Below are 22675 nucleotides of genomic sequence, written 5' to 3'. Positions count from 1 at the left end.
CGCAAACGCCTGGACGCAGGTACTTCTTACCCCGCCACACGGTCGCAATCGGGAACGATGACCGTCTTTTCGTCGCGTCGCGCGACCGTGCCGAATAAAGATCGGACGTATCGGTAGAAACACCGATGCTGTAGTCGAACTACATTCATACCATTAGTCGCTGCTGAGAGTCGCTACATCCGATTCGGCAGCGTCGGACGGCCTGCGCGTCGCCGCCCGCGTTGACCGGTCGAGCCCAACCGGCCGTAACGATTCCCCGCCTGGCCTGGCATGCCGACGCGCAACCACCCTGCATCGCCAGCCGAATGCGTCCGGTGCGAATCCACCGGGCGTGCGCAGCTCCAGACATCATCCGAACAACGAGCAATACGATCATGGAGAGCAACATGCGGGACAAACTCTGGCCGGCCGTCGTGCTGGCAGCGACCCTCTGCACTACCGCCTACGCGGGCGATGCCGATTTCAACGCGCAGGGCGACGCCACCGACACGTTCGCATCGGCCGCCGCGCAACGACGCGCCGACCTGCTCGTGCGCAAGATGACGCTCGACGAAAAACTTCAGTTCATTCATTCGCAATACGAAATGTCGAAGGTGCCGGGCGGCGGCGCCGGCTACATCCAGGGCGTGCCGCGGCTCGGCATTCCCGATCTCAACATGGTCGACTCGGCGACCGGCTCCGGCAGCACGTCGCAGGCCAGCACGACGTTCCCCGCGACGATCGCCGTCGCCGCGAGCTGGGATCGCCGCCTGTCGTACGACTTCGGCAAGCAGGTCGCGATCCAGTTGCGCGCGCAAGGGTTCGGCATGGGCCTCGCCGGCGGCACCAATCTCGCGCGCGAACCGCGCGGCGGCCGCCTGTTCGAGTATCTCGGTGAGGATCCGCTGCTCGCCGGCGACCTGCTCGCCGAACGCACGCTCGCGACGCAGCGGCAGAAAGTCATCGCGACCATCAAGCACTACGCCGGCAACGAACAGGAGCACGGCCGGATGGGCGGCAACACGCAGATCGACGAACGCACGCTGCGCGAGCTGTACCTGCTGCCGTTCGAGATCGCCGCGAAGCGCGGGCGGCCCGGCAGCGTGATGTGCAGCTACAACCGCCTGAACGGCGCGTATGCGTGCGAAAACACTCACCTGCTGAACGACGTGCTGAAGAACGAATGGGGCTTCCAGGGCCAGGTGCAGTCCGACTGGGGCGCCGCGCACAGCACCGCGGCGGCGATCAACGCCGGGCTCGACGAGGAAGAAGACGTCGGGCCGACCGTGTACCTGACGCCGGCGGCCGTCAAGCAGGCGATCGCGAACGGCTCGGTGTCGACCGCGCGCCTCGACGACATGGTGCGCCGCAAGCTCGCCGTGATGATCCGCGTCGGCGTGATGGACGATCCGGCCAAGGGCGGCGGCACGATCGATTTCGCGGCCGCGAACCGGTTCGCGCAGGCGGTCTCCGAACAGTCGATCGTACTGCTGAAGAACGACGGCAACCAGTTGCCGCTTGCCGCATCCGCGCTGTCGCATATCGCCGTGATCGGCGGCCACGCCGATGCGGCCGTGCTGTCGGGCGGCGGCTCGGGCAACACGCGCGCCCCGGTGACGGGTTCGTTCGCGGGCTGCGGCGGCCTGACGTTCGGATCGTCGACGGGTTGCAGCTGGTGGCGCAATCCGTGGCTGAAGGTCGACGTGCCGATCGTCGCGGCGATCCGTGCGCTCGCGCCGGCCGCGCAGGTCACGTACGCGGGCAACAGCGACCAGCAGTCGCCGTTCCGCGCGTACACGCAGCAGGAGATCGACCAGGCCGCCGCGCTCGCGGGCCGCTCGGACGTCGCGATCGTCGTGGTCGCGCAGCCGGCCGGCGAGGATTTCGGCGATCTGCAAAGCCTGAGCCTTGCGAACCCGTCGAACCAGGATGCGCTCGTCGAAGCCGTTGCACGCGCGAATCCGCATACGATCGTCGTCGTCCAGAGCGGCAATCCGGTGCTGATGCCGTGGAAGGACCAGGTGTCCGCGATCGTCGAGGCGTGGTATCCGGGCGAAGCCGGCGGCAAGGCGATCGCGAACGTGCTGTTCGGCGCAGTCAATCCGTCCGGCAAGCTGCCCGTCACGTTCCCGGCGCGCGACCAGGATTCGCCGGCGTGGGGGCAAAACGGCGCGTTCGACAACGATCCCGTGTACGCGGAGAAGCTGAACATGGGCTATCGCTGGTATGACGCGCGCAACATCAAGCCGATGTTCGAATTCGGCTACGGGCTGTCGTATACGCACTTCGCGTATTCGGGGCTGTCGGTGTCGAAGCAATGGGACGGCTCGCTGAACGTCGCGTTCACCGTGCGCAACGACGGGCGCGTCGCCGGTGCGGAAACGCCGCAGGTCTATCTCGGCGTGCCGTACAAGGACGAACCGCCGAAGCGGCTGGTCGGCTGGGAGAAGATCCGGCTGAATCCGGGTGAAGCGCGGCATGTGCGCGTGACCGTGTCGCCGCGGATGCAGAGCGTGTGGGATACGTCGCGCAACGGCTGGCGGTTCGTGTCGGGCGGGACGGTGTATGTCGGCGCGTCGGCGCGCGATATCCGGCTGCAGGGCAACTGAGCGGAGATGTGAAGCAGCCGGAAGCGCCGCGCGTATCGCGTGCGGTGCTTCCGGCCATGCGACGGCGCGACGGCTGCATCGCGTCTCGTCCTGTCTGCTTGTTATTGGACGCCCTTGGGCTTGCCTGCCCGCTGACGATCTTTACCGGACCATCAGCGCCAGCAACGTCGTCAGCACGGCGATGGCAGCTATCCCCGCCGCTACGCCCGCCAGATGAGCCGCGACCGCGAGGCCGGCAGGCAATCGCATCGATGGTGCGTCGCCCGCCCTGCCGGGCCGTCGGCCGCGTGACGCCGGCCGGGCCCGCGATCGCGACGCAACGCCGGCCATCACGCGCCGCTCCCTTCCAGCGTGTCGAGCAACGGTCTGGCCAGATGCAGGACCTGGTACACCGTGCCCGCACCGCCGTCGTCCGGTTCGTGGTCCGCAACGAGTATCCGTGTCAGCCGCCAGCGCAGCGGATCGAGGCTGACCGCGGCCGCGACGACACCCGGCCGCGCCGCCGCTTCGCGGTTGCGCGCGATCTCCCGTGCAAGCGTCGCGTCGAGGTCGGCATCCGCCGGAATATCGAGCGCTTCGAGACGAGCGAAACGTCCCGTCGACGCGCTGCCCTTGCGCGCGTCAAGCGCGACCTGCACGTCGATCGGCGCGCGTCCGAAGCTGTCCGTCACGACCCGATAGCGGCCGTCCGTCACGAACCCGGCGAACGCGCGGTCGTTGCGCCACAGATAAAGCGACGCATAGCCGTTTTCCGTCGCGCCGTAGCGGCCGGCCTCGCGCAGCAGGAATCCCTTGAACACCAGTTCCGGCGTGTCGTCCCAGAGCCTGCCGCGCTCGCGGACGCGGTTGCGGATGATGTCGAGGTCGTAGTCCGCCGGCAGGCGGTGCACGTAGTACGCGGTCAGCATGGTCGACTCCTGGCGAAAGAAACGCGGGAATTCCGGACGGCTTGGGAACAGCGTAGAAGGCCTTGAATCATTTGAAAAGAAGATGGCAGAATATTTCAATGATTCGATTCCACAATGGATAAGCACGCGATGAAAACGCTCGACATCGAAGCCGTGCAGGCGTTCGTGCTGACCGCCGATCTCAAGAGCTTCACGCGGGCCGCCGAGGCAATGGACACGACGCAGTCCGCGGTCAGCCTGAAGATCAAGCGCCTCGAAGACAGTCTCGGCCGCCGCCTGCTGGAGCGCACGCCGCGGCAGGTTCGCCTGTCGGCGGACGGCACCGCATTCCTGGAGCCGGCGCGCGAACTGGTGGCTGCGCACCAGGGTGCGGTCGGCGCGTTCGGCACCAGCCAGCGGCGGCTGGTGATCGGCGTCAGCCACCATGTCGTCGGCGCCGATCTCCCGATGCTGCTGCGGCGCATGAGCGAGGCCGAGCCGGGGCTCGTGCTGGAGATTCGCGTCGCCGCGTCGCGCGACGTGCTCGATGCGTTCGACCGCGGCCAGCTCGACGCGGCCGTCGCGCTGCAGCACGACAGCCGGCGGCTCGACGGCGAGACCATCCTGTCGGAGTCGTTCGGCTGGATGGCCGCGGCCGATTTCGAGTACCATCCGCCGCAACCGCTGCGGCTCGCGACGCAGGCCGAGCCCTGCAGCGTGCGCCGCATGGCGGTCGGTGCGCTGGACGAAGCCGGTATCGCGTGGACGGAAGTGTTTGTCGGCGGCGGCGTCGCGACGATCGGCGCGGCGGTGTCCGCGGGGCTGGCCGTCGCGGCGCTCGGGCATCGCGTGGCGCCCGCCGGTACGGTCGATGTGAGCGCGCGATACGGCCTGCCGCCATTGCCGACGCGCGATGTCGTGCTTTACTCGAACCTGACCGATGCGCGCGCCCGGCAGGCGCTGCGCACGCTGGGCGCGGCGCTGCGGTCGTCGGTCGGCGTGCGTTGACGTCGAACGCGGTATCGACGGATCGGCATGCGCGCCGGCTACCGAACGGCAACGCGTTCGCCGGACGTTTCGCCGCCCTCCCGGTCGCACGCGGTATGCTTCGACACGCGCCGCGCATCCGCCGCGGCCGATCCAGACAACACCCGGAATACGGGCGCGCGATTGCATCGATCGTGTTTGCCCATGACGAGCAACGTGACTTACACCCTATCCGCTTCCCGCACGACCGAACTCGAGATCCGCAAGAGCCGCTTCATCGCATACGCGATTCCCGTCGACGACCGCGACGCCGCGATGCAGGTGCTGCAGCGCCTGCGCGACGAGCATCCGGCGGCCACCCACGTGTGCTGGGCGCTGCTGGCGGGCGGCCAGTCGGGCATGTCGGATGACGGCGAGCCGTCGGGCACGGCGGGCCGGCCGATTCTCGAAGTGCTGCGCCATCACGATCTCGACGGCGTGCTGGGCGCGGTCGTGCGCTACTACGGCGGCGTGAAGCTCGGCGCGGGCGGGCTGGTGCGCGCGTACACGGATGCGATCGCGTCGGCGCTGCTCGACGCCGAGCGCGTCGAACGCATCCGCCACACGCGGCTCGCGATCGAGATGGGTTACCCGGACGAGGCGCGCGTGCGCCGCTGGGTGGAACAGGCAGGTTATGAACTGGTGGATAGCGCGTACGGGATGACGGTGAAGCTCGTGATCAAGCTGCCGGAGACCGCCGAGGCCGATGCGAGAACCCAGTTGTTCGATCTGACGCAGGGGCGGTCGGGGTTTCCGGAGCTGTGACGAACTGACGCGGCCCTTCGCGCCTCGCCATCACGGCCTCATGCAAATTCATCCGAAAATTCAGATACGTCCGATAGAAAAACCGCGCGCCAAATCTTAATCTCACCGGGTTCCCGGCGACACGCTCCGCAAACGCCTTGCCGGCAGGCCTGAGCACGCTGCATGACCTGCGCCTCGGGCCAAGGCAGCGCGCCGTGGCCGGGCATGCTGCCATACGGCTCATCACGCGTCGCCAATGATCAAATCAGCCACGGGATAACGGACGCATGCAGCACATCCAAAAACTGCAAGCCCAGCTTGCAGAACTCGATCAGCGCATCAAGGCGGCGCGGTGCCGCGAACGTAATGCGGTGCTGGAGCAGGTGCGCGAACTCGTCACGAGCTACGCGCTGACCGCACGTGAAATCTTCGGTCACGGTTACAGCGACCGCGCGAAGCTGTTCACCGTCGGCGTGAAGTATCGCGACCCCGTGACGGGCGCAACGTGGAGCGGGCGCGGGCGTACACCCGCATGGATTGCCGGGCGCGACCGGGCCGCCTTCCTGATCCGGGAGTAACGCGCGCCGCCTTGCGCGGCGCGCCCCTCTCCGCCGCTCGAACCCGCGCAGCCGCTCAGTAAATATCCGGCACGATCATGGTGTCCGGCACCGGCCGGCGAATGTAATCCTCGTGATGCTCGCGCTGCGGGAGGTCGATTGCCGGACGCGGCACGTCGTGATACGGCACCTGGCCCAGCAGGTGGTGGATGCAGTTCAGCCGCGCGCGCTTCTTGTCGACCGCCTGCACGACCCACCACGGCGCCTCGGGAATATGCGTGCGCTGCAGCATCTCTTCCTTCGCGGCCGTATAGGCCTCCCAGCGGCGGCGGCTCTCGAGGTCCATCGGGCTCAGCTTCCACTGCTTCAGCGGATCCTGGATCCGGGCCTGGAAGCGCACCTCCTGCTCGTGATCCGTGATCGAGAACCAGTACTTGACGATCTGGATCCCGCTGCGCACGAGCATCTTCTCGAACTCGGGCACCGAACGGAAAAACTCCTCGTACTCGTCGTCGGTACAGAAATTCATCACGCGCTCGACGCCCGCACGGTTGTACCAGCTGCGGTCGAACAGCACGATCTCGCCGCCGGCCGGCAGATGCGCGACGTAGCGCTGGAAGTACCATTGCGTGCGCTCGCGGTTGTTCGGCGCGGGCAATGCAGCGACCCGGCAGACACGCGGGTTCAGGCGCTGCGTGATGCGCTTGATCACGCCGCCCTTGCCCGCCGCGTCGCGCCCTTCGAAAATGACGACGAGCCGGTGCCCGGTGGTCATGACCCAGTCCTGCAGCTTCACGAGTTCGCCCTGCAGCCGGAACAGCTCGCGGAAATACTCCTTGCGCGCTTCGCGACGCTCCGGCGAGAACAGCAGGTCCTCGCTGTTGTCGAAGCGGCGATCGTCGAGTTCCATCTCGAGTTCTTCGTCGTACGCGTCGACCAGATCTTCCTCGAAACGGCGCTGGCGCGTTTCCATCGACGCCGTATCGGCGACGTCGTCGGTCTCGGTGCGGGTATCGTTTTCGCCCATGGGGCCTCCTTCCATCATTGACACAGGCAAACTTTGCCATTATCCCAGTGTCGCGCGTCAAATTGATGAAAACCGTCTGCTCAGGGCCCGTTCACGCCGCCGACGGGCTCGCCCCGGCCCGTCAGAAGCGGAATGCGAGCAGCACGCTGGCCAGCACCGGGTTCGCCGAAATGTCGAACGTATTCGATGCGAGCGTCCGGTTCGGCTGGCTGATGTCGAGCGTAATCTTCGTACGCAACGGGATGTAGGTCACCATCCCGGTGATCCAGAGCTGGCGCGTGATCTGGTAGCTCGCGCCGACGGTGAACACCGGCTCCCACACGCTCTTCACCTTCGCCGATACGTTCGTCCTCCCTGACAGCAGCAGGTCACCGCCGGCATCCCAGATCCGCTGGAACAGCGCCGGATCGAGCAGCAGCGACTGCAGGCTGCCGATGTCCGCGCCCGCCGCGAGCAGCCCGCCGAGCGACGCGAGCTTGCGCTGGAACACGGGGTTCAGGTTCGTGTTCGTGAAGCGCGTATAGCTGACGCCGATGCCCGCGAACGGACGAAAGCGATCGTCGCGCTCGCCGAGGTAGTACTTGAACACGACGGACCCGAGCCAGGCGCGCGTGGTCGCAAGAGGATTGCTTTGCGTGTTCGCGAGATCGATCAGCGGCAGGCGCCCCTTGACGCCGGAAAAAATCCGGTCGAGCGGCAACCCGATGCTGCCGTGCCCGCGCAGCGTCAGCACCGGCGGAATGCCGCCGCCGAGTTCGGCCGCCCAGTTCTCCGAGAAAAAGTGAGTGAACGTGAACGCCAGCGTGTTCGTATTGCTGAGCGACAGGCTGGAGCCTTGGTTCTGGAAGCTGTTCAGCCCGAGCGCATCGGTGTGCGTCGTCACAGGCGTCGATCGGCCGGTCGTTCCTATGAAGTGCCAGCCGAGGCTGACCATGTTGTGGTCATCGCCCATCAGTTGCTCCAGCAACGGCGGCGCCTGGGCGGCCGGCAGATCGGGCAGGCGCGACGGGTCGACCGGATGCAGTTCGTACGGCATCCGGTCGGCGTGAACCACGCCGCGCGCCGGTGCGTCGTCCGCTGCATTGTGCGCGGCGGCCGGATCGCAGCCGGCAAGCGCATCGCCGTCGTCGAAACCGATGCCGTCCGTGCCGTCGTCGTGCGCTGCCGCGCATGCGCGCGTCGCCTGTTCGGCACGTTGCCCGAGCGTGATCTTGCGCGCGGTCAGCGGGATCGCAGGCTGCGGCGCGTCGACCGCACCATCGCGCCCGCCGCGCGCCGGCCCGGCATCGGTCGCCCACGCGCTCGCATCGAACCCGTCCGCATCGCCGCCCGGCCAGAAGCCGATCCCGTCGGCGCCGGCCTGCCAGCGCAGCTCAGCGTCGCCGTCCGGCTGCGGCGCGCCGTGCGCGGCGGCCGCGCACGCGAACAGCGTCGCGCCGAGCCAGCGCGACAGCGGACGCGCGGAACCGGGCCGCACGCGGCGGCGGCATGGGTCGCGAAGCGTCATCGGCTCAGGCCGGCACGCCGAACAGGCGCTGGCGGATCCGGTACAGCGGCTCGAACAGCCATTCGAGCAGGCTGCGCCGTTCGAGCACGATGTCGGCCTTCAGCATCATCCCGGCCCGCAGCGACAGCGGCCGCCCGTCGAACGACGGCGCACGGTCGGCCAGCTCGACCCAGGTCTTGAAGTAGGTCTGCGGCGTGGCCGCATCGCCCGGCAGGTTCAGTTCCTTCGCCGAGAACGCGACGGGCGAGATCGACAGCACCTTGCCGCGATACGTACCGAACTTCTCGACCGGATAGCTTGCGTACGCAACCTTCACCTCCTGCCCCTTCTTCACGAAGCCGGCCTTCGACGACGGAATGTAGACCTCGGCGATCAGCCCGTCGGCTTTCGCGGGCAGGATCTCGACGACCCGCGTGCCCGGCGGGTCGATCACGCCGCCCTGCACGACGTCGAGCCGCACGATCTGCCCGTCGGCCGGCGCGTACAGCACCTGGTTCACGTTCTCGTCGATGTTGTATTCCTTCGCGTTCAGCTCCTCCTGCTTGATCTTCAGTTCCGCGTTCGCGCCGTCGTACTTGCTCTGCATCGTGTCGAGGTCGCCGCGCAGCTTCATCGCGTTCTTCGCGAGCTCGGCGCGGCGCAGCAGCAAGTCCTGGTACGCCTGCCCGGCCTGCAGGTACTGCGTGTTGACCTGGTTGTACTGTTCGAGCGTCACGACCTGTTCGTCGAGCAACTGCTTCACGCGCGCGCGCCGTTCGCCGTACTCGTCGACGATGCGCTTCTGGTCCTGGATCTGCCGGTCGATCAGCCCGCGGCTCTCGCCCTGCGCGGCGATCTGCTGATTGATCTGCTGTACCGACGACCGGTATTCGAGCCGCGCCGCGTCGATCTGCTGCGTCACCTCGACGCGCTGCCGGTCGAGCGCCGCGCGCATCCCCTGCACGTTGTTCGCCTGGCTGACGAAGCTCGTGTCGCGCGTCACCGCCAGCAGCCGCTGGCCGGCCTTCACGTGCTGGTCCTTGCCGACGTAGATGTCGCGCACGGCCCAGCCCGGCGGCGCACTGACGCCGATCAGCCCCGAACGCGGCGTCAGCATCCCCGACACGCTCTCGGTATTCGCGTAGCTCAGTTCGACGAGCGCGGTCACGAACATTGCGAACATCGCCAGCGACAGGTAGCAGAAGAACCGCATCGACACCGGCACGTCGACAACACCGTGGATCACAGTGCCGAAGGTCGTGCCGCGCGCGAGCTTGCGCGACGGCTTCTGTTCTCGGAGGGCGGAGTTCCAGGTCGGCATGGGGCGGGCTCGTCAGGAGCGACGCCGCGCGGCCGCATCGAGCAGCGGCGTCGGCATCAGGTAAGGCGTGAAGTGTTCCCAGAAATGCCATTGCTCGGGCTGGCGCACGAGCGCCTGCTCCAGACGGTCGACGATGCGCTGGTGAGTCGCGCGCACGGGCGAAGCGTCGTCGTCCGCGCCGAGCATCGGCGCGAGCGGGCTCGCTGCGAGTTCGGTGAAATGCACCGCGCAGCGATCGCGGAACGGCACGCCCGTCGCATATGCGACGAGCAGCGGAATCCCCTGCTCGACCGCGAGCTTCACCCCGCCGCCGGCCATCCGCACCCAACGCCCGCCGAGCCGGCAGCGGTTGGTCTTGCCGAACTTGCCGTGCAAGTCGGAGAACAGCAGAAACACGGGTGCCTCGCGCCGCAGGCTCGTGATCAGCCGCCGCAGGTGCACGCGTTCCTCGATGTCGATGAACTCCACCTCACCTGCGCCGTACTCGGCGACGAGCCTCAACGCATCGTCGAAGAACGCGCCCGGCGCGTCCCGGTGCAGGATCACCATCAGCTTGCGGTCGTCGGGGATCATGAAGCGCAGCTTCGTGACGAACAGCATCAGGTTGCCGAAGTGCAGCCCCGCGAGCATCAGCGGGCCGCCGCGCGCGAGCGCCGCCTGCAGTTGCTCGTCGCCTTCGCACGCCATCCCGTCGATCATCGCCTTCATCGATTCGAGACTGTGCGTGCGCAGCTTGAGCCCCGCGAACTCGGCTTCGAACAGCTCGCGCACGATTGCCGCCGACACGTCCCGCACGCGCCGCGGATCATCGTTCAGGTGCGCGCTCAGCATGTGCGCGACCGCGCGTTCGATCGATTCGCGAATGCACGGAAAGCAGCGCAGGCACGCACTCGAACACCAGCGCATCAGCCGCAACCCGCGCGCGGGCGACGTGCGCAGCGCGACCGCACGCACCGCGCGGCGCACCAGGAACGCATACGAGAACGGATTGAGCAGGAAGAGTCGCCCGAGCATCACCGTGCCTCCTCGATCGCGCGCCACTCGTGGGTCGCATCGGTCAATACGCCGTCGTGCATCCGGTAGATCCGGTCGACCATCGACAGGATCGACGCGTCGTGCGTGACGAGCACGATCGTGCACGGCAGCGTCAGCACGTTGCGGCAGATCTCGTGCGTCGTCGCCTGGTCGAGGTTCGACGAGAATTCGTCGAGGATCAGCAGGCGCGGCTCGCAATACAGCGCCCGCGCGATCAGCAGCCGCTGCATCTGTCCGGCCGACAGGAATTTCTGCGTATCGCCGAGCGGCGTGTCGTAGCGATGGTCGAGCCGCTCGATTTCGTCGTGGATGCACGCGAGCTTCGCCGCATCGAACATCGCGCCGATGCGCGGCGCGGGCGCGAAATTCGTGATGTTGTCGCGGATCGTCCCGCGAAACAGCTGGTCGGACTGCGTGACGGCCGCGAGATGCTTGCGGTACTGCCGCAGGTTCACTTCCGCGAGATCGACGCCGCCGACGAACAGCGTGCCGGGTTCGGGCCGGACCAGCCCGCAGATCAGGTTCAGCAGCGTCGTCTTGCCGCTGCCGGTGCGGCCGACGATCGCGATCTTGCCGCCGGCCGGCACGTCGAGCGCGATGTCGCGCAGGATCGGGCGGTTGCCGCCCTTCGGCGTGTACGACAGCGCGCGGATCGACAACGCGCCGTCGAAACCGTCGACCGGCCGCACGACCGCATCCGGCGCGGGCTCCTCGGTCTCGGTCTGCAGCACGTCCGCGACGCGGTCCATGTGAACCTGCAGCACCTTGCGGCGCACGTAGAGCTGGACCGAATCGATGAACTTGTCCGCGAACAGGTTCTTGTACTGGATGAACGCGTAGATCACGCCGATCGTGCTCTGCCCGTGCATCACGAGCCACGCGCCGTACGTGACGATCACGAGCTGCTCGACGTGCACGATCCCCTTCGACACCGCATCGAACAGCAGCTGCAGCCGCTCCTGCTGGCGCATCGCCTGCAGCTTCTGCGTGAATGCGTTGATCCACAGGCTGCTGCGCGCGGTCTCGGCCGACAGCAGCTTGATCGAATGCGCGGACCGGATGTTCTCGATCAGCAGCGCATCGGCCTCGGCGCCGCGCGTGAGGATCTGCGACATCGCATCCTGCAACTGCGGCTGGATCGCGAGCCGGCTGAGCGCGAACAGCACCATCCCGGCGAGGCTGATGCCGGCCAGCACGGGGCTGTAGTACAGCATCAGCACGAGCGTCAGTGTGCAGGTGACGATATTGAGCAGCCCGCCGACCAGGCCGTCGACGAGAAACCGCCCGACCTCCGACACCGACGACACCCGCGAGATCGAATCGCCGGTGTTGTGGAACAGGAAATAGCCGATCGGCAGCTGCGCGAGATGCCCGACCATGTTCGCCGACAACTGCTGCGACACGATGTTGCGCAGGTAGCTCTTGATGTTGCCGACGAGGTTCGCGTACAGCGTGTCGAACAGGAACACGATCGCGAACAGGATCGTCAGCAGGTACAGGATGTCGACGTCGGTCTTCTTCAGCGCCTCGTCGATCGTCAGTTGCACGTACGACGGGCCGAGCAGCAGCAGGAGCTGCGCGGCGACGCCGCCCGCGATGCCGATCGCGAGGCTCTTGCGAATACCGGTCAGCCCTTCGAGGTAGTCGCGCAGCCGGATCCGATCGGCCGGCCCCGCATGCGTGAAGCCGATGTCCGGATTCAGTTCGAGCGCATAGCCGGTGATGTGCGTGAGCGCCTGCGCGAGCGGCAGCTTCGTCTCGCCGAGCGCGGGATCGACGATGTGCACGCTGCCGTAGCCGACCTTCGTCAGCACGACATAGTGGTTCATCCCCCAGTGCAGGATGCACGGCGTCTTCAGCGCGTCGAGCTCGCCGGCGTCGAACTGCAGCCCGCGCGCGCGCAGGCCGAGATCGTTCGCGATCTCCATCAGGTCGAAGAACGACAGCCCGGAATCGATCCGGACCGGATAGCGGTTGCGCAGCGTGCGCAACGTCGTTTCACGCCCGTGCCACGACGCGATCATCGCGAGGCAGGCCAGGCCGCACTCCGTCACCTCGTCCTGCAGGACCGGACGGACTTTACGCGTATTGAAGAGCATGGTCGGGGGCACCCGGGGCGCGACGACGCGACGCCGAAGCCTGCCGATGCAGGCCCGTGGCGGGTCGTGCGCGATACGCATGGGCGCAGCCGGCGCGCGGCCGGTTGCGACGAAAGATCGGTGTTGCCGGCCGCTCAGCGCGACGAGCCGAGCGACATCCGGAACTGTTCGACGGCGCGGGTCTGGTACTGGGTCATCAGGCCCTGCAGCGTGGACCCGATCGACTGGTTGACGAGATCGACCGTATAGGCGGCCGAACTGGAGTAAAGCGACGCGCCGCCGCGAATCTGGCGGGCCTGTTCTTCCGTGATGTCTCGCATTTTTATGGCCTTTATATTGTCGGAATGCCTGCAATCTGTCAGCCAATTGAAAATCAATAGCCGTTGACTTTATTACGCGGATAATCCGGCACTCCTGCCTCCCGATAATCGCCCGAACCGAATCAATTCATTTCGGATTCGCTTTATTTCCACTGCGGCGATCGATTCTTTTCCTTCTGTTTCGCGGCATTTCGCGCGGGGGGCGCCTCCCCGCGCACGGCGGTTACTTGCCGGTGTTATTGAACGTCTTCGGGTTCTGCAGGTAATTGCCGAGGCTCGGCAGGAACTGGCCGAGCGCGGTCACCATCGGCGCGGCGTCAACGGCGAGGCTACCCAGCGAGCTGATCGCGCCGCCGCCATGCACATTCCTGACCTGTTCCGTCGTCATGACCTTCATCATTCTCTCCTCGTAAAAAATAAAGATGATGCAAATAACCTTCATTGAAAGACAAACGGCTTTTAATCCCTAGCGACTTGTTAATCTAATAATCACTGCGATTACGAGCCGAAATCAGGCTATCATGCGGGCGCATCGGAATTCAATGGAGGACACACTCTTACAGGCGCGTTTTCCGATGCGTCGCGGGTAGCAGTCATTCACGCTGTTTGAATTTCAATTTCAAGACGTTTAAATCCCGCCGCAATGCATTGCGGCATGGGCAGGAGACGGAGACGGCCATGTTTGAAACGAGGTACGCGAATCGCGGATCGGCGATGCCGGATACGGGTAATTCCCTATCAAGATTTTCGACTAGGTGGAATCCCCTACTTGCAACCGTAACACTGTTCACTGTAACGATGGCCGGCATGTCTGCGAACGCGCATGCGTTCTGCCTCGACACCGCTTACCAGTACGCGGCCGTGCACGACCCGCGCTACCTGCAGGCGCGCAGCGAATACGATGCGGCCCGCCAGAAATTCCCCGAGGCGCGCGCGCAGATGCTGCCGCAGGCCACCGCGCAGCTCGAATGGGGGCGCTACGGCACGCACGCGAACCTGTTCGGCATCGACGTCAGCGGCTCGAACAATGCCGCGTATGGTGCCGCGCAGGTCACGCAGGCACTGTTCAACGTGCCCTACCTGTACGACATGCGGCGCGCGACCGAGTACGAGGAATCGGCGAAGCAGAAGCTCGAAGTCGCGAAGCAGGACCTGATCCTGCGCGTCGCGAATGCGTGCTTCGACCTGTTGAGCGCGCGCGAGAAGCTGCAGTCGGCCGACGACGAAGTGAGTGCGCTCACGCGGCTCGAGAGCGATACGCGGCGCATGGCGCAGCTCGGGATGAAGACGATCGGCGACACGGCCGAGATCGACGCGCGCCGCAGCCTCGCGCAATCCGACGAGGCGCTTGCGCAGACCGACGTCGATGCGCGCCGCGCGCGCTACGAGACGCTGCTCGGTTCGACGATCGATTTCTCGCGCTGGCCGCGGCTCGCGATGCGCGGGTCGTCGCCGCGCATTCCGTCCGGAGACTACGCGCCGCAGGACAACCCTGCGTACCGTCAGGCCTATCGCGACGTCCAGGTCGCGCGGCTCGCCGCGAAACGTGTCAGCGCCGAGCACCTGCCGACCGTCGACCTGTTCGCGTCGTACTCGCGCGGGCTCAACCCGAACCTGCGCGGGCTCACCGATCGCTCGGACTTCCATCAAAGCGCGTTCGGCGTGCAGGTGACGATCCCGATCTTCTCCGGCGGCAGCGTGTACTACCGGCAGGTGGAGGCCGAGCACGTGACCGAGCAATACCGCAACCGGCTGCGCGAAGTCGAGGAGCAACTGGGCACCGATCATCGCGAGGCGCTGTCCGCGCTCGAATCGGTCGGCAAGCGCATCCGCGCGCTGCAGCAGTCGCTGCAGGCCGCCCGGCTCGCGTACGATTCGTCGATGAAGGCGCACCAGGTCGGCTACAGCACGACGTACGAAACGCTGAACCTGCGGCGCGACATCTCGGGCATCCGGCAGAAGCTGTTCGACAGCTATCTCGATGCACTGAAGCTGCAGTTGAAGCTGAAAAGCGTGCTCGGCACGCTCGACGAGCAGTCGCTGGTGGCAGTGGACAGTTTTCTCGAAAGCAATGCGGCGAGCGACCGGAGCTGAGTGCGATTCGCGGCCAGGCCCGAACACCCGGCCGCACAACGGCATGCGCGCCCGCCGTCGCGAACGCGCATGCATCGCTTCACGTCAGTGGATGATCCGCGTCACGCCACGCCCGCGCGGATCGGCCATCGCTTCCGGCGTCTTGCCGTCGATCTTGATGACCTGGATGTCGCCGCTGAAGTCCTGCCCCTTCAGCGTGTAGCCACGTGCCTCGATCTGCTTCGCGAGTTCGCCTTCGATCGGGTGGTACGGCTCCCAGAAGATCGTGTTCGGCGGCAGCAGCTGGTGATGGAAACGCATCGCGCCGACGGCTTCCTTCAACGGCATCTTGAAGTCATAGATGTTGTTGATCACCTGGAAGATCGACGTGAAGATGCGCGAGCCGCCCGGCGTGCCGATCACGAGCGACACCTTGCCGTCCTTGGTCATGATCGTCGGCGACATCGACGACAGCGGGCGCTTTTTCGGTTCGATCGCGTTCGCGTCGCTGCCGACCACGCCGAACATGTTCGCGACGCCCGGCTTCGCGGAGAAGTCGTCCATCTCGTCGTTCAGCACGATGCCCGTGCCGTCGGCGATCACGCCCGAGCCGAAATAGCCGTTGATCGTGTACGTGTTCGACACCGCGTTGCCCCACTTGTCGACGACCGAGAAGTGCGTCGTTTCGGCCTTCTCCGGCATCGTCGTGCCGAGGCCCGGCTGCACGCTCTTCGTGTCCGACGGCTCCTTCGGGTTGACCTCGCCCGCGCGCCGCGCGATGTATGCGTCGGCAGTCAGTTGCGCGATCGGCACCTTGTAGAAGTCCGGGTCGCCGAGATACTGCGCGCGATCGGCGAACACGCGCTTCTCGATTTCCGCGACGAGGTGGATGTACTGCGGCGAGTTGAGCTTCACGCCCTCGAAGTCCTGCTTCAGGTCGGCCTTCATCTTCAGCAACTGCACGAGGCCGATGCCGCCCGAGCTCGGGGGCGGCGCGGTGATCACGTCATAGCCGTTCCACTTCGCCTGCACCGGCTGGCGCCACACCGCGCGGTATTGCGCGAGATCCTCGGTCGTGATCAGCCCGTTGCCGTCGCCGGTCTTCATCGAAGCCGCGATCAGCTCGGCCGTCTTGCCCTTGTAGAAACCTTCCGCGCCGTCGTTCGAGATTCGCGTGAGCACGTCGGCGAGATCGGGTTGCTTGAAGTTCACGCCGGCCTTCAGCCCGGAGAAGTACTTGTCGAAGTTGGTCTTGCCGCCGAACTCCTTCGACGCGTCGACGCCGCGCTGCGCGAGCTGCTCGTCGACGACGAAGCCGTCGCGCGCATAGTGGATCGCCGGTGCGAGCACCTGCTTCCACTTCAGCTTGCCGAAGCGCTTCTGCGCTTCCCACATGCCCGCGACCGTACCCGGCACGCCGACCGCGCGCGGGCCGTACAGGCTCATGCCCTTGACGACGTTGCCGTCCTTGTCGAGATACATGTCCTTCGTCGCGGCGAGCGGCGCGCGCTCGCGGTAGTCGATGAAGTACGGCTTGCCGTCCTTGTAGATCGTCATGAAGCCGCCGCCGCCGATGTTGCCGGCTTCGGGGTACGTGACGGCGAGCGTGAATGCGATGGCGACGGCCGCGTCGATCGCGTTGCCGCCTTCCTTGAAGATCCGCTCCGCGGCATCCGCGCTGTACTTGTCGGCCACGGCGACCGCCGAGCTCGTCAGGACCGCCGGCTGCGGCCCTTTCGCATAGACGGGCGCGTTCGGCAGGAAACCGATGCCGGCCACCGTCGCAAGCACGACAGCGGATGATTTGAAGCGATTCAGCGTAGTCATTGCATGTCCCCCATGTGGATCTCGTTCAGGCAGGAAAGGCACCTGATCCGCTTATAGCCGCTGGCGCGCCGACGGCCATATGCCGGTTTCGTAGTATAGGGGGACAAAAAGGGTCGAACACGCGGCGCGCCACGAAAGCGCTTCGATTGTGTGCGCCCGGTCACGCTGGCGCGTCGACGCAGGCGTGCGGATCGGTCGGGATTGCATGCATCACGCGTCATCACGCAATGCACAAAACGGAAAGTTGCGAACCGCGATGCATGCAACACATGCACACAAAAAAATCTGCGGACGAACCTCCCGTTGCCCACACCGATCTGCGAAGATAGCGCCCCGCTTTCGCGCCGCATCATGTTCTTTCGTTCACGCGCCGCTTCACGTTTCTTCGTCTCATTCCGTATGGCATCACACAACGCGCATCATGCGTCCGGCTTCGCGGCCGGCGTCGCCGCCGCCGTCCTCGTCGCACAAACCGGTGCAACGGGCCCGTGGCACACCGGCATGCTCGCCGCGTTCGCGGCGGGCGTCGCGGGCGGCACCGCGCCCGACTGGCTCGAAGTCGCATGGTGGAGCCGCAAGCGCCGCCTGTGGATCACACACCGCACCGTCACGCACTGGGGCATCGGCTGGATCGCGCTGCTCGCGCTCGGCTGGCACGGGCTCATCCATCATCCGCATCCGCTGTGGGCCGCGCCGCTGTTCGGCTTCGCGTGCGGCGGCGTGATGCACCTGCTCGCCGACTGGCCGAACCCGCTCGGCGTGCCGTGGATCTGGCGGCGCCATTCGCTCAACCTGTGGAACAGCGGGCATTGCGACCTGATCGTGGTGGCCGCCGCATGGGGCGGCACGCTGTGGCTCGCGCAGTCGCTGTGGACGCGCGCGCCGCTGCTCGAACACTGGCTCGGCTGGCTGCATCGCGTGTAGTCGCAAGCAGTCGCGTGTCATCGCGATCCGGCGCGCCATCGGCATGCCGGCGCGCACGCAACTTTCCGTCCATTGCAAATGCGGTGCGGAACCCCATCCGAATCCGAACCGTCGACATGCGTGCCCGAGCGGCATGCGATGCCCGGCACGCACGCACGACGTCTGGCACACTGACGATTCGATTCGCGCGCAATTCGTCCGCGCGCTCGCACCCCATTTCAACGCTTCGATGGACGTCACCGCTACCCGCCCTGCCGCCAGTGCGCTCGACGTGTTCCACCCGGCCGTCGCCGCGTGGTTCCGGCGCACGTTCGCCGCGCCGACCGGCGCGCAGGTGCTCGCGTGGCCGCACATCAAGGCCGGCCGGTCGACGCTCGTCGCGGCGCCGACCGGCTCCGGCAAGACACTCACCGCGTTCCTGTGCGCGCTCGACGACCTGGTACGCGATGCGCTGTCGCACGACGGCACGCTTCCCGATGCGACGCTCGTCGTCTACGTGTCGCCGCTGAAGGCATTGTCGAACGACATCCACGTGAACCTCGACGCGCCGCTCGCCGGCATCGCCGAATCGCTCGCGCAACTCGGCCTGCCGGTGCCGGCGATCCGCACCGCCGTGCGCACCGGCGACACGACGCAAGCCGAGCGCGCCGCGCTGCGCAAGCGTGCGCCGCACATCCTCGTCACGACGCCCGAGTCGCTGTACGTGCTGCTGTCGTCCACATCGGGGCGACAGATGCTGTCGAACGTGCGCTCGGTCATCGTCGACGAAATCCACGCGCTCGCATCGTCCAAGCGCGGCAGCCATCTCGCGCTGTCGCTCGAACGTCTCGACGCGCTGGCCGGCCATGCGCTGCCGCGCATCGGGCTGTCGGCGACGCAAAAACCGATCGACGCGGTCGCGCGGTTCCTGGTCGGCGGGCCGGCCGATGCGCCGCGCGACTGCACGATCGTCGACACGGGCCACGCGCGCGAGCGCGACCTCGCGCTCGAACTGCCGAACGTGCCGCTCGAACCCGTGATGGCGACCGACGTGTGGGAACAGATATACGACCGGATAGCGGGGCTCGCCGCCGCGCATCGCACGACGCTGGTGTTCGTCAACACGCGGCGCACCGCCGAGCGCATGGCGCGCCATCTCGCGGACCGGCTCGGCAAGGAAGCGATCGCCGCGCATCACGGCAGTCTCGCGAAGGAGCACCGCTTCGATGCCGAGCAGCGCCTGAAGCGCGGCGAACTGAAGCTGCTCGTGGCCACTGCATCGCTCGAACTCGGTATCGACATCGGCGACGTCGACCTCGTCTGCCAGGTCGGCTCGCCGCGCGGCATCGCGCCGTTCCTGCAGCGCGTCGGCCGCTCCGGGCACCACGTCGGCGGCGTGCCGAAGGGCCGGCTGTTCCCGCTGTCGCGCGACGAACTCGTCGAATGCGCGGCGCTGCTCGATTGCGTGCAGCGCGGCGAACTCGACACATTGCGGATTCCCGAAGCGCCGCTCGACGTGCTCGCGCAGCAGATCGTCGCCGAAGTCGCGTGCACGGAATGGCAGGAGGACGCGCTGTATGCGAGCTTCACGCGCGCGGCGCCGTACGCGCGGCTGACGCGCGAGCGCTTCGACGAAGTGATGAAGATGCTCGCCGAAGGCTTCACGAGCCGCCGCGGCGTGCGCGGCGCGTACCTGCATCGCGACGTGGTCGGCGGCACGGTGCGCGGGCGCCGCAACGCGATGATGACCGCGACCACGTCGGGCGGCACGATCCCCGACATGGCCGACTACGCGGTGCTGCTCGAACCGCAGGGCATCCAGGTCGGCACCGTCAACGAGGATTTCGCGATCGAGAGCCTGGCCGGCGACGTGTTCCAGCTGGGCAACCAGTCGTACCGGATCATTCGCGTGGAAACGGGCCGCGTACGCGTCGAGGACGCGCAGGGCCAGTCGCCGAACATCCCGTTCTGGCTCGGCGAGGCGCCGGGGCGCAGCGACGAGCTGTCGACGGCGGTCGGCCGGCTGCGCGCGCGGCTCGACGGGTTGTTCGCCGACGGCGACCGGCAGGCGGACATCGGAGGACGCAAGCGCGCGGGCGGCGAGGCCGTGAGCAAGACGGGCGCGCGAAGCAAGGCGAAAGCCAAGGCGGAAGTCGAAACAGGCTCCGCTGTCGATCTGCGAAACGACGCCGATGGCACCGCTATCGCCCCCGCCGAAAGCCGCCTTGCGCCCGCGCTACGCTGGCTCGTCGACGATCTCCGCCTGTCGCCCGACGCCGCGCACCAGATCGCCGACTACCTCGCCCGCACGCGCGCCGCGCTCGGCGCGCTGCCGACGCAGGACACGCTCGTGATGGAGCGTTTCTTCGACGAATCGGGCGGCACGCAGCTCGTGATCCATTCGCCGTTCGGCAGCCGCATCAACCGTGCGTGGGGGCTTGCGCTGCGCAAGCGCTTCTGCCGCAGTTTCAACTTCGAGCTGCAGGCCGCCGCGACCGACGACGCGATCATCCTGTCGCTGTCGCTCGCGCACAGCTTCGCGCTCGACGAAGTGTGGCGCTACCTGCGTTCGGCCAGCGCCGAGCACGTGCTGGTCCAGGCGCTGCTCGACGCGCCGATGTTCGGCGTGCGCTGGCGCTGGAACGCGACGACCGCGCTGGCGCTGCCGCGCTTCACGGGCGGCCGGCGCACCGCGCCGCAACTGCAGCGGATGAAGAGCGAGGATCTGCTCGCGACCGTGTTCCCGGATCAGGTTGCGTGCCTCGAGAACATCGTCGGCGAACGCGAGATACCGCATCACCCGCTCGTCGACCAGACGCTCGACGATTGCCTGCACGACGCGATGGACACCGACGGCTGGCTCGCGCTGCTGCGCCGGATCGAGAGCGGCGCGATCGAGCTCGTCGCGCGCGACCTGCCCGCGCCGTCGCCGCTCGCGGCCGAGATCCTGAACGCGAAACCGTACGCATTCCTCGACGATGCGCCGCTCGAGGAGCGTCGCACGCAGGCCGTGCAGTCGCGCCGCTGGAGCGATCCCGAGTCCGCCGACGATCTCGGCGCGCTCGACGCCGATGCGATCGATGCGGTGCGCGACGAAGCATGGCCGCTCGTGCGCGACGCCGACGAAATGCACGACGCGCTGCTCACGCTCGCCTGCATCGCCGACAGCGAAGCGCACGCACACGCAGGCTGGCCCGACCGGCTCGCGGAACTCGCGGATCGCCGCCGCGCGACGAAACTCGTCGCGCCGGGCGGCGCCGCGCTGTGGGTGCCGGTCGAACGGCTCGTGTGCATGCGCGCGCTGCATCCCGACGCACGCGTGACACCGGCGCTCAAGGTGCCGGCCGCCTGCGCGCAACCGTGGGAAACCGATGCCGCACTCGTCGACGTGATCCGCGCGCGGCTCACCGGCTTCGGGCCGCTTGCACTCGACCCGATCGCGACACCGCTCGGCCTGCCGCCGGCGTCGATCGCAACGGCGCTCGCGGCGCTGGAGCGCGAAGGCTATGTGATGCGTGGCCGGTTCACGCCGGGCGCGACGACGGACGAATGGTGCGAACGCCATCTGCTTGCGCGCATTCATCGCTATACGGTGAAGCGGCTGCGCCGCGAGATCGAACCGGTCGAGCGCGCCGACTTCATGCGCTTCCTGTTCCATTGGCAACACGTGACGCCCGACACGCGCGGCACGGGCCGCGACGCACTCGCGGCCGTGGTCGAACAGCTCGAAGGCTTCGAGGCCGCGGCGAGCGCGTGGGAAGACGCACTGCTGCCCGCGCGGCTCACCGACTACATGGCGGGCGGCCTCGACGAGCTGTGCCGCTCGGGCAAGCTCGTGTGGACGCGCATCGGCGCGCCGGCGCGCGCGGCCGGCACGCCCGTGAAGACGACGCCGATCGTGCTGCTGCCGCGCCGCCACCTCGCCGCCTGGCAGGCGCTGCGCGACCCCGACGCGCAACCGGCGCTGTCCGCACGGGCCACGCAGGTACGCGATGCGCTCGCAGCGCACGGCGCGATGTTCTTCGACGCGCTGCTCGACGACCTGCACATGCTGCCCGTCGAACTCGAACAGGCACTCGGCGAGCTCGTATCGGCCGGCCTCGTCAACGCGGACAGCTACGCGGGCCTGCGCGCGCTGCTGAAGCCGGTCGTCAAGCGCAGTGCGACCTATGCGCCGCGCACACGGCGCGGCGGCGCGCTGATCGGCGGGATGGACGACGCGGGCCGCTGGGCGCTCGTGCAGCGTCGGGCGCCGCCGGACGAGGCACCGGCGCCGAAGCGCGGCCCGGCCAAGACCGATCCCGACGCGCTCGAACACATCGCGTGGACGCTGCTGCGCCGCTATGGCGTCGTGTTCTGGCGGCTGCTCGAACGCGAAGCCGACTGGCTGCCGAGCTGGCGCGAACTCGTGCGCGTGCTGCAGCGCCTCGAAGCGCGCGGCGAGATTCGCGGCGGTCGTTTCGTCGCCGGGCTCGCGGGCGAGCAGTTCGCACTGCCCGAGGCGATTCCGATCCTGCGCGAACTGCGGCGGCAACCCGGTGACGGGCAGTACGTCTGCGTGACGGGCGCCGACCCGTTGAATCTCGCCGGCACGCTGCTGCCCGGCGACAAGGTGCCGGCGCTGGCCGGCAATCGCGTGCTGTTCCGCGACGGCGTGCCTGTCGCATCGCTCGTGTCGGGCGCGTTCCACTACGCGCCCGAACTGTCGCCCGCCGCGCGCGAGGATGCGCGCCTGCGGCTCGCACGCCACTGCTGACATCGGCCGACAGGCACTCAGCACCG

16 protein-coding genes are annotated in these 22675 nt (G+C 67.3%); 7 read left to right on the top strand and 9 right to left on the bottom strand.

The genetic code is table 11. From position 1 onward, the window contains the following. Positions 1-386 precede the first annotated feature (386 nt). Positions 387-2588, top strand: a complete 2202-nt coding sequence (locus tag LXM88_RS36970) for a glycoside hydrolase family 3 C-terminal domain-containing protein (RefSeq protein WP_262544397.1) — start codon at positions 387-389, stop codon at positions 2586-2588. Positions 2589-2917: 329 nt separating this feature from the next. Here LXM88_RS36970 and LXM88_RS36965 read toward each other — a convergent pair whose 3' ends face one another. Beyond that, positions 2918-3496: a DUF4865 family protein gene (locus LXM88_RS36965; protein ID WP_262544396.1), complete on the bottom strand. Its 579-nt coding sequence runs from the start codon at positions 3494-3496 to the stop codon at positions 2918-2920. Between the two features lie 129 nt (positions 3497-3625). Between LXM88_RS36965 and LXM88_RS36960 the strand changes: the two genes are divergently transcribed. The 3 genes from LXM88_RS36960 (at position 3626) to LXM88_RS36950 (ending at position 5823) form a co-directional block, all read left to right on the top strand. Continuing rightward, positions 3626-4483, top strand: a complete 858-nt coding sequence (locus tag LXM88_RS36960) for a LysR family transcriptional regulator (protein WP_262544395.1) — start codon at positions 3626-3628, stop codon at positions 4481-4483. 195 nt (positions 4484-4678) lie between these two features. After that, positions 4679-5266 (top strand): IMPACT family protein, encoded by a 588-nt coding sequence (locus LXM88_RS36955; protein ID WP_262544394.1) that lies wholly within the window; start codon positions 4679-4681, stop codon positions 5264-5266. A 266-nt stretch (positions 5267-5532) separates the two neighbouring features. Further along, the gene (locus tag LXM88_RS36950) at positions 5533-5823 is read left to right on the top strand and encodes an H-NS histone family protein (RefSeq protein WP_262544393.1); all 291 of its coding nucleotides are present in this window, start codon (positions 5533-5535) and stop codon (positions 5821-5823) included. A 55-nt stretch (positions 5824-5878) separates the two neighbouring features. On the opposite strand, the gene ppk2 is transcribed toward LXM88_RS36950, so the two are convergent. The 7 genes from ppk2 to LXM88_RS36915 form a co-directional block, all read right to left on the bottom strand. Beyond that, positions 5879-6829: a polyphosphate kinase 2 gene (ppk2, locus tag LXM88_RS36945; protein WP_262544392.1), complete on the bottom strand. Its 951-nt coding sequence runs from the start codon at positions 6827-6829 to the stop codon at positions 5879-5881. Between the two features lie 121 nt (positions 6830-6950). Next, positions 6951-8336, bottom strand: coding sequence for an OmpW/AlkL family protein (locus LXM88_RS36940; protein ID WP_262544391.1), 1386 nt, complete (start codon positions 8334-8336; stop codon positions 6951-6953). A gap of 4 nt (positions 8337-8340) precedes the next feature. Further along, positions 8341-9636: an HlyD family secretion protein gene (locus LXM88_RS36935; protein ID WP_262544390.1), complete on the bottom strand. Its 1296-nt coding sequence runs from the start codon at positions 9634-9636 to the stop codon at positions 8341-8343. Between the two features lie 12 nt (positions 9637-9648). Continuing rightward, positions 9649-10653, bottom strand: a complete 1005-nt coding sequence (locus tag LXM88_RS36930) for a hypothetical protein (RefSeq protein WP_262544389.1) — start codon at positions 10651-10653, stop codon at positions 9649-9651. After that, positions 10650-12770, bottom strand: coding sequence for a peptidase domain-containing ABC transporter (locus LXM88_RS36925; RefSeq protein ID WP_262544388.1), 2121 nt, complete (start codon positions 12768-12770; stop codon positions 10650-10652). Before LXM88_RS36925 ends, LXM88_RS36930 begins: the two co-directional genes overlap by 4 nt. Before the next feature lie 134 nt (positions 12771-12904). Then, complete coding sequence (locus LXM88_RS36920; RefSeq protein ID WP_096474560.1) at positions 12905-13090, bottom strand: hypothetical protein; 186 nt, start codon at positions 13088-13090, stop codon at positions 12905-12907. Between the two features lie 223 nt (positions 13091-13313). Then, positions 13314-13487 (bottom strand): hypothetical protein, encoded by a 174-nt coding sequence (locus LXM88_RS36915; RefSeq protein ID WP_262544387.1) that lies wholly within the window; start codon positions 13485-13487, stop codon positions 13314-13316. Between the two features lie 281 nt (positions 13488-13768). On the opposite strand from LXM88_RS36915, the gene LXM88_RS36910 reads away from it, so the two are divergent. Next, positions 13769-15184, top strand: coding sequence for a TolC family protein (locus LXM88_RS36910; protein WP_412524165.1), 1416 nt, complete (start codon positions 13769-13771; stop codon positions 15182-15184). An 84-nt stretch (positions 15185-15268) separates the two neighbouring features. Here the strand turns inward: LXM88_RS36910 and ggt are convergent, their stop codons facing one another. Beyond that, entirely contained in the window at positions 15269-16990 is a 1722-nt protein-coding gene (ggt, locus tag LXM88_RS36905) for a gamma-glutamyltransferase (RefSeq protein WP_262544385.1), read from the bottom strand. 399 nt (positions 16991-17389) lie between these two features. Between ggt and LXM88_RS36900 the strand changes: the two genes are divergently transcribed. Both LXM88_RS36900 and LXM88_RS36895 read left to right on the top strand, forming a co-directional pair. Beyond that, positions 17390-17914 carry a metal-dependent hydrolase gene (locus LXM88_RS36900; RefSeq protein WP_262544384.1) on the top strand — a complete coding sequence of 175 codons (525 nt, stop codon included), beginning with the start codon at positions 17390-17392 and terminating at the stop codon, positions 17912-17914. A gap of 229 nt (positions 17915-18143) precedes the next feature. Next, positions 18144-22649 (top strand): DEAD/DEAH box helicase, encoded by a 4506-nt coding sequence (locus LXM88_RS36895; RefSeq protein ID WP_262544383.1) that lies wholly within the window; start codon positions 18144-18146, stop codon positions 22647-22649. The last annotated feature ends 26 nt before the right edge of the window (positions 22650-22675 follow it).

It is taken from the genome of Burkholderia sp. S-53, assembly GCF_025560745.1.
Taxonomy (GTDB): Bacteria; Pseudomonadota; Gammaproteobacteria; order Burkholderiales; family Burkholderiaceae; genus Burkholderia; species Burkholderia pyrrocinia.
Note: the sequence above shows the minus strand (reverse complement) of the source record. Positions and strands in the feature narration are given on the sequence as shown.